General features: G+C 64.9%; 2 protein-coding genes. Both read left to right on the forward strand.

Annotated features, from left to right (window positions below; all coding sequences use genetic code 11):
• Window positions 1–756: 756 nt before the first annotated feature.
• Window positions 757–1,653 carry a hypothetical protein gene (locus JWM94_RS08605; protein WP_299425034.1) on the forward strand — a complete coding sequence of 299 codons (897 nt, stop codon included), beginning with the start codon at window positions 757–759 and terminating at the stop codon, window positions 1,651–1,653.
• 218 nt (window positions 1,654–1,871) lie between these two features.
• A partial coding sequence (locus tag JWM94_RS08610; RefSeq protein WP_299425037.1) for a hypothetical protein occupies window positions 1,872–2,607 on the forward strand: 736 nt, incomplete at its 3' end.

Raw genomic sequence — 2,607 nt, forward strand, 5'->3', positions numbered from 1 at the left:
GCGTCCCCCGCGCGACGGCGGCAACGACGACGGCCCCGCGCCCGAGTTCGCGCCGGCGTGTTTGACGGGCGATCGGGAGGGAGCGAAGGCGGCCAGCGTTCGCGTCGGGTTGCGGCGCAAACCAGGACGCGCACGCCGGACTCGCCGCCCGCCCGGCCGGCCTCGCGCAGCGAGGACCGACGACACGGATTTACTCCGTGTCGGCTGCGGCGACTAACAGTTAAGGGGTTGTTGAATTCCGGAGGGCACGTCGAACTGGTAGCTCCCGATCGCGTCATCGTTTTTAGTAAACGCTCGACTGAATTCTGGCTTTAAATATTGATAAATTCCCCAACGGATATTGTTGAGGAACTCAGCGATCGTGCTCGCATGATAGGCCGTTGGTCCTTGGACGAATAGGGAGCGAGTCCAAGTCCGGTCGTTCGGGGATCACGCGAGCCATTATTCTTTGTTACACATTGCCCGAACCGTAAAAAGGCTCGCAGCTTAACTCCATTTGCTCCAACAAGTTGGCTGCCGACCGCTGACCGTTCCGCAAACGACACAATCAGACGCCCGCCGCGGGAGTAAATCCCGCGTCGTCGGACGGCGCTTGAGGCGCCGCCGGCCGGCGCGGCACTGACACGCGATTTAGCTTCGCTAAATCCTGGCGCCGCGCTTTTATACGGTTGTTTTCGGCGAAGCCCGCGGGCTAACAATCGAAGCGGCCAATCAAACGCCGGGGGGGCGTCTTGAGCCGGGGTTCAGGGGGAAAAGATGAAGCGTAAAGTTCCTCTCGCCATGATCGCGAGCGCGTTCGCGTTGACGGCCCAGACGACGGCCGCGCAAGCGCAGACCGCCGCGGCCCCGCCTCCTGCCCCGACAACGGCCCCGACCGCGCCGACCACCATCGTCTTTTCGGAAAAAGGCGCGAATGGGATGAGCGACCTGCCGATGGGCGTTCACCGCATCCCCGACAGCAACGTCGTCGTCTCCGGGTATCAGGGCGGCGGCGGGATCGGGATGCTGTTCGGCGTGGTCGGCATGCTGGTGCAGAGCTCGATCAACGCCCAGACCGGCACGGGCAAGGTCCGCAATGTCGAGGACGACCTGCGCTTCGACGTCCGGACAAAGGCGATCGAGACGACCAACGCGATCATGGCGGGCGACAGGTTCCGGACCGCCTTCACGCTCACGCCCCAACCGGGCGGCAGCACGATGGAGGTGACGCCGTATGTGGTGCTTACGTTCGTCAAAAAGACCGAGGACGTTCGACCCTATGTCGTGCTGAAGACGAAGGTCACCGACGGTACGACCGGCGATAAAGGCAAGACGATCAAGTATTTCTGCTGCGAAGGTAAGGCGATCCCGCTGGCGAGCCTGACCGAAAATAGCGGCGCGCGTCTGAAGGAAGTCCTGACGGCCGAGCTGGACACCGCCGTCAACGTGATGCTGCTCGATCGGTCGCAGCCCTTCCCGCGGAACGACGAGGCCAAGCTCGCCACCAACGGCTTTCTCCCGTTCGTCGGCAAGCCTTTGAAGTGGCGGGGGTTCGATCTGGGCCGGTACAAGGATTACAATCTGATCGAGTTCCGTGGCGGGATGATCGTCTTCTCGGGCGTGAATATCGTCGAACCGGGGTCGCTGGAAATCACGCCCGTGGTCAAGAAATGAGGGCCGATACCGCGATGGCCTGAAGCCTGACCGACCGGGCGATCCAGATCCAGTTGCAGACCGGCCCGTTCGGCAGCGGACGGGTCGCGCTGGAACGGATTGGCCGAGCTACGCGACTTACGTGCCTCATTGCCGGCCTCACGCAAAAACGACTTTCCTACAAACCCCGCTCCGGCATAGTTCAATCGCCTCTTTCCCCTGGAACAGGAGGCACCCCCATGTCCGCAAAGACCAGCCCCGCGCGCCGCGCCGCTTTCATGGCGGCGGTGGCGGAGACCGGGAACCAGACCATCGCGGCGGAGAGCACCAAGGTGTCGCGGTCGTGGGTGCATCTGCACCAATCGACCGACCCCGCGTTTCGCGCCGAGCTCGACGCCGCCATTGCCACCGCCAAGGAACGGCTCGCCGCGCGCCGGACCGACGGCGGCGACATGACGCCTGCACCCGGCTGGCGGTCGATCGACGGCGAGGAGCTGGTGGTGCGCGGCGGCAACGGGCGGCGCACGCAGATCGCGCGGGCGCGGCTCAGGCAATGGACGCCGCGGGTCGAGGCGCGCTTTCTCTCCGCGCTGGCGTCGTGCTGCAACGTCAAGGCGGCGTGTGCCACGGTCGGGCTGAGCCCGGCATCGGCCTATAGCCATTATCGCCGCTGGCCCGGGTTCGCGGGGGAATGGGAGGCGGCGCTGGAGATCGGCTATCTGCGGATCGAGGCGGCGTTGGTCGCGAACGCCATCGCGACGTTCGGGGCATCCGGTTTCGATCCCGATGCGCCGATCCCGCCGATGACCGCGGCGCAGGCGATCCACTTGCTCCACATGCACAAGCATCGCATCCATGGGCTGGGCCGGCGTCCGGGCAAGCACGGTTATCCCAAATCGCTCGCCGACCCGGAAATCCGCGCGAGCATCCTGCGCAAGTTCGAATGGATCGAAGCCGCGCGGCTGCGCGAGGAGG

The organism is Sphingomonas bacterium (assembly GCF_028289855.1).
Taxonomy (GTDB): Bacteria; Pseudomonadota; Alphaproteobacteria; order Sphingomonadales; family Sphingomonadaceae; genus Sphingomonas.